The following is a 5,193-nucleotide window of genomic DNA, read 5'->3' as shown; positions in this document are numbered from 1 at the left end:
CGGGGGCTTCCGCGCGCCCCCGCCCGCGCGATGGGCGTTGTGCGGACGGGCGGTCTTGGCGGGCCCGAGGCGGCTCTTCCGCCTCCGGGTGGCGTCGTGCGGCGGGCGGAGGGGCTTGGGCGGCGCTGAGGGCGGTCAGGACGGCTCAGGCATGCGAAAGGGCCCTGGAGGTGCTCCAGGGCCCTTCCGGTGCGTCAGGGACGCTTACGGCTCGTCAGAGGCCGGCGGCGGAGGCCAGGTCCTTCGCGCGGTCCGTGGACTCCCAGGAGAAGTCCGGCACCTCGCGGCCGAAGTGGCCGTACGCGGCGGTCTGCGAGTAGATCGGGCGGAGCAGGTCCAGGTCGCGGACGATCGCGGCGGGACGCAGGTCGAAGACGTCGGCGACGGCCTTCTCGATCTTCTCCGGGGCGACCTTCTCGGTGCCGAACGTCTCGACGAACACGCCGACCGGGTGCGCCTTGCCGATCGCGTAGGCGACCTGGACCTCGGCGCGGTCCGCGAGCTGCGCGGCGACGATGTTCTTGGCGACCCAGCGCATCGCGTACGCGGCGGACCGGTCGACCTTGGACGGGTCCTTGCCGGAGAACGCGCCGCCGCCGTGCCGGGCCATGCCGCCGTAGGTGTCGACGATGATCTTGCGGCCGGTGAGGCCGGCGTCGCCCATCGGGCCGCCGATCTCGAAGCGGCCGGTCGGGTTGACCAGCAGCCGGTAGCCGTCGGTCTCCAGGTCGAACTGGGCGAGCACCGGGTCGACGACGTGCTCCTTGACGTCCGGGGCGAGCAGCTCCTTCAGGTCGATGTCGGGAGCGTGCTGGCTGGACACCACGACGGTGTCGAGGCGGACGCCGCGGTCGCCGTCGTACTCGATGGTGACCTGGGTCTTGCCGTCCGGGCGCAGGTAGGGGACGGTGCCCTCCTTGCGGACCGCGGACAGCCGCTGCGCGAGCCGGTGCGCCAGCGTGATCGGCAGCGGCATCAGCTCGGGGGTCTCGTTGGTGGCGTAGCCGAACATCAGGCCCTGGTCGCCGGCGCCCTGCCGGTCCAGGTCGTCGACGCCCTCGCCCTCGCGGGTCTCGTAGGCGTCGTCGACGCCCTGCGCGATGTCGGGGGACTGCGCGCCGATGGACACCGACACGCCGCAGGAGTGGCCGTCGAAGCCCTTCTTGGACGAGTCGTAGCCGATCTCGAGGATCTTCTCCCGGATGACGCCGGGGATGTCCACATAGGTCTCGGTGGTGACCTCACCGGCCACATGCACCTGACCGGTCGTGATCATCGTCTCGACGGCGACCCGGCTCTTCGGGTCGTCCTTGAGCATCGAGTCGAGGATCGCGTCGCTGATCTGGTCCGCGATCTTGTCGGGGTGTCCTTCGGTGACGGACTCCGAGGTGAACAGGCGGCGAGACACGTACGTGAACTCCTTGCAGCGGCTGCTGACTGACGTCGCAGGACGGATATGTCTTCGAGTTCGGCGGGGACCTCCCCGCACGGGCATTCAAGGGTGGTAAGCCCGCAGTCTAGCGGGATCATCCCCGGACGCCGGTATGGCGTTGGTCGCGGTCGGGCAGCCTCCGGTCAATCCGCGGGCAGGGGGTCCAGGCGCGCGGCGACGAGGTCCCAGACGACGTCGGCCAGGGCCTCCTTGGCGCCGCGCCCGACCTCGGTGCTCGACCCGTCCGCGCCGAGGATCATCGCGGCGTTGTCGGGGCGGCCGAAGGTGAGGTCCTCCCCGACCTGGTTGACGACCAGCAGGTCGCTGCGCTTGCGGGCGAGCTTGGCGCGGCCGTTGGCGAGCACGTCGTCGGTCTCGGCCGCGAACCCGACGATCACCTGCCCGGCGCGGCGGCGCTCGCCGAGCTCGGCCAGGATGTCGGCGTTCTTGGCGAGCCGGATCGGCTCCGGCTCGCTGCCCTCCGCCTTCTTGATCTTCGAGCCGCGGTAGTCGACGGGGCGGAAGTCGGCGACGGCGGCGGCCATCACCACCGCGTCGGCGTCCCCGGCGGCCTCCAGCACGGCCTTGCGCATCTCCTCGGCGGACCCCACCGGCACGACGTGCGCGCCGGCCGGGTCGGGCAGCGCCACGTTGGCCGCGACGAGCGTCACGCGCGCGCCGCGGGCCGCCGCCGTGCGGGCCAGCGCGTACCCCTGCAGGCCCGACGAGCGGTTGCCGATGAACCGGACGGGGTCGAGGGGTTCGCGGGTGCCGCCGGCGGACACGACCACGTGCCGTCCGGCGAGGTCGCGCCCGGCGTCCCCGCGGGCGAGGACGCGGCGCGCCACCTCGAACAGCTCGGCCGGGTCGGGCAGCCGGCCGGGGCCGGTGTCCTTGCCGGTCAGCCGGCCGGACGCGGGCTCCACCACGATCGCTCCGCGGGCGCGGAGCGTCGCGACGTTCGCGCGGGTCGCCGGGTGCTCCCACATCTCGGTGTGCATCGCGGGCGCGAACACGACCGGGCAGCGGGCGGTGAGCAGGGTGTTGGTGAGCAGGTCGTCGGCCAGGCCGTGCGCGGCCCGGGCGAGCAGGTCGGCGGTCGCGGGGGCGACGAACACCAGGTCGGCGTCCTGCCCGAGCCGGACGTGCGGGACCCGCGCGACCCCGTCCCACACCTCGGTGGAGACGGGGTTGCCCGACAGCGCCGCCCAGGTCGGCTCGCCGACGAAGCGCAGCGCGTCCCGCGTCGGGACGACGGTGACGTCGTGGCCCGACTCGGTGAGCCGCCGCAGCAGCTCGCACACCTTGTACGCGGCGATCCCGGCGCTCACACCGAGGACGACGCGCGGCTTACGGGAGGTCATGCGGACACTGTCCCATCAGGCCCGGGGCCCGGCCGCACCCGGGGCCGCCCTCAGGACGGCGCTCCGGGGCATCGCGAGGGCCGGCCGCGCCGGAGGGCGCGGCGGCCGCCCCTGCCGGGCCGGCGGGCGCTCAGCCCTCGATCGGCTCGGCGTTGAGGAGGCCCTCGCGGGTCTCGCGCAGCGCGATCGACAGGGGCTTCTCCTGCACCTGCGTCTCGACGAGCGGGCCGACGTACTCCAGCAGGCCCTCGCCGAGCTGGGCGTAGTAGGCGTTGATCTGCCGGGCGCGCTTGGCCGCGATGCTCACGAGGCCGTACTTGGTCTCGACGACCTCGAGGAGCTCGTCGATCGACGGGTTGGTGATGCCTTCGCTGCTGGCTGCCACTCCGTGGCCTTCCACTAGTGATTCACTGCGGTGCCGGCCGCCGGACACGGCGGTCGCCGACACTAACGAACAGCCATCAAGGTTAGCAGCTCATGGCACACGTCCTGGACGGACGTGTTGACCAGGGTGACGTCGAACTCCTTTTCGGCGGCGAGCTCGACGCGGGCCGCGTCCAGGCGGCGCTCGATCACCTCGGGGGGCTCGGTGCCGCGGCCGGTGAGGCGGCGGACCAGCTCGTCCCAGCTGGGCGGCGCGAGGAACACCAGGCGCGCGCCGGGCATCGTCTCGCGGACCTGCCGGGCGCCCTGGAGGTCGATCTCGAGCAGGACGGGCTCGCCGCGGGCGAGGCGCTCCTGCACGGGCCGGCGCGGGGTGCCGTAGCGGTTGCCCGCGAACTCGGCCCATTCGAGCAGCTCCCCTTCGGCGACGAGCCGGTCGAAACCGGCGTCGTCGACGAAGAAGTACTGCACACCGTGGGTCTCACCCGGGCGGGGGGCCCGGGTGGTCACCGAGACCGACAGCCACACCCGGGGGTGTGAGCGCCGGATCTCGGCGACGACCGTGCTCTTGCCGACGCCCGACGGCCCGGACAGGACCGTCAGGCGGGACATGAGCGGGCCATGCGGTTGTTCGGAGCCCGCCGGCGCAGTGATGGGTGCGCCGGAGCCGGACGAGATGGTGCCGGATCCGGGGAGCCCGGACCCGGCCGCGGCGGCTCCTTCGTGCGAAGGGCCGCCGCGCCCGCCCGTGAGTCGCGCGTCAGCGGTTCGCACTTCCGCCGAACTCACGCTCCAGGGAGGCGCGCTGGTTGGCGCCGAGGCCCCGCACGCGGCGGGACTCGGCGATGCCCAGACGCTCCATGATCTGCTTCGCACGGACCTTGCCCACACCGGGCAGGGACTCCAGGAGGGCCGACACCTTCATCTTCCCGATGACGTCGTCGGACTGACCCTCCTTGAGAACCTCGGCGAGCGAGGTCCCCCCGTGCTTGAGCTTGTTCTTAACCTCGGCCCGCTCCTTGCGAGCCTTGGCAGCCTTCTCCAGGGCTGCGGCGCGCTGTTCGGGGGTTAGGGGCGGAAGAGCCACGCCGGGTCACCTCAGGTTTCCACTCGACGGAGTCGGACGGGTTGGGAAACTAGCGAGTTCACGCCCCATAAGGCAACGTGAAGTGCCGTTTAGCCCGCCACAAAATCACGAAAATCACTCCCTGGAGTGTCCTGAATACAGAGTGTACTCGACTCGGGCCCTCCGGCGGCCCATCCCCTTGCCTTGCTGGGACTTTCGCATGATCGTGAAAATCCGCCCATTCTGCCCCGATTTACGGCACTCGGCACCGCCCCGGCGCGGCGGTCCGCTCCCTCCGGGGGCCTCCCCACCATGATCCCGCCACCGGCCGCGGGGCCGGATCCGGCCCCCCGCGACGGGCCCGTGTGAGGTCCCCCACAGCCGGTCCCGACCGAGTGACGCTCGTCACGCCGCGCCGTTCCGCACGTCGCGGGGGCACCGCAACTGCCATCCTCGACAACACACCCGCCAAGATCGTTCAGCAGACCGGAGCCGCCTCCGCCCGCACCCCCCAGCTCCCATCCCGCGCACGCCCGCCTCCCCCCGGTGCGCCCGGACGCCTCCCGTCCGGCACCGCGGGCGTCCCGGACCGCGAATCGGGCCGAACCGACTTCGCCGTCCCCCCGTATCGCTTTGCGGATCCCCGGCCCGGCATTCGCACGCGAAGTAAAACGACAATGCGCGCTCCCGCACGCCCAACAACACCCGCGCTAAATCCGCCCCCAAAACCAAATCCATCCCCCGCGCCCCAATCCCCCCGCGCCCACTCCCCCGCGCGCGAACCCGCCCGAACACCGCCACGACGCGGGGCCCCGCCGCGAAGAGTTGAGCTTGCGCGGCCCCAGGACGTGGAACCCGGCTGAGCGCCGCCGCGGAAGGCCGGACCCCGGCCACCGCCACGGGCAGGCCCGCGGAGCGAGTGCAGCGAGCGCAGCGGGCATGCCCGC

5 protein-coding genes are annotated in these 5,193 nt (G+C 72.6%); all 5 read right to left on the bottom strand.

The annotated features are described in order from the left end of the window. Positions 1-214 precede the first annotated feature (214 nt). The 5 genes from metK to mihF all read right to left on the bottom strand — a co-directional run bounded on the left by metK (position 215) and on the right by mihF (position 4,267). The gene (gene metK / locus AB0C78_RS50465; protein WP_151542024.1) at positions 215-1,408 is read right to left on the bottom strand and encodes a methionine adenosyltransferase; all 1,194 of its coding nucleotides are present in this window, start codon (positions 1,406-1,408) and stop codon (positions 215-217) included. Between the two features lie 167 nt (positions 1,409-1,575). After that, positions 1,576-2,796, bottom strand: coding sequence for a bifunctional phosphopantothenoylcysteine decarboxylase/phosphopantothenate--cysteine ligase CoaBC (coaBC, locus tag AB0C78_RS50460; RefSeq protein ID WP_360762911.1), 1,221 nt, complete (start codon positions 2,794-2,796; stop codon positions 1,576-1,578). 130 nt (positions 2,797-2,926) lie between these two features. Then, entirely contained in the window at positions 2,927-3,181 is a 255-nt protein-coding gene (gene rpoZ, locus AB0C78_RS50455) for a DNA-directed RNA polymerase subunit omega (RefSeq protein WP_151542026.1), read from the bottom strand. A 62-nt stretch (positions 3,182-3,243) separates the two neighbouring features. Then, positions 3,244-3,792, bottom strand: coding sequence for a guanylate kinase (gene gmk / locus AB0C78_RS50450; protein WP_360762908.1), 549 nt, complete (start codon positions 3,790-3,792; stop codon positions 3,244-3,246). Between the two features lie 148 nt (positions 3,793-3,940). After that, the gene (mihF, locus tag AB0C78_RS50445) at positions 3,941-4,267 is read right to left on the bottom strand and encodes an integration host factor, actinobacterial type (protein ID WP_021597647.1); all 327 of its coding nucleotides are present in this window, start codon (positions 4,265-4,267) and stop codon (positions 3,941-3,943) included. Positions 4,268-5,193 lie beyond the last annotated feature (926 nt).

It is taken from the genome of Actinomadura sp. NPDC048394 (genome assembly GCF_040651755.1).
Taxonomy (GTDB): domain Bacteria; phylum Actinomycetota; class Actinomycetes; order Streptosporangiales; family Streptosporangiaceae; genus Spirillospora; species Spirillospora montaniterrae.
Note: the sequence above shows the minus strand (reverse complement) of the source record. Positions and strands in the feature narration are given on the sequence as shown.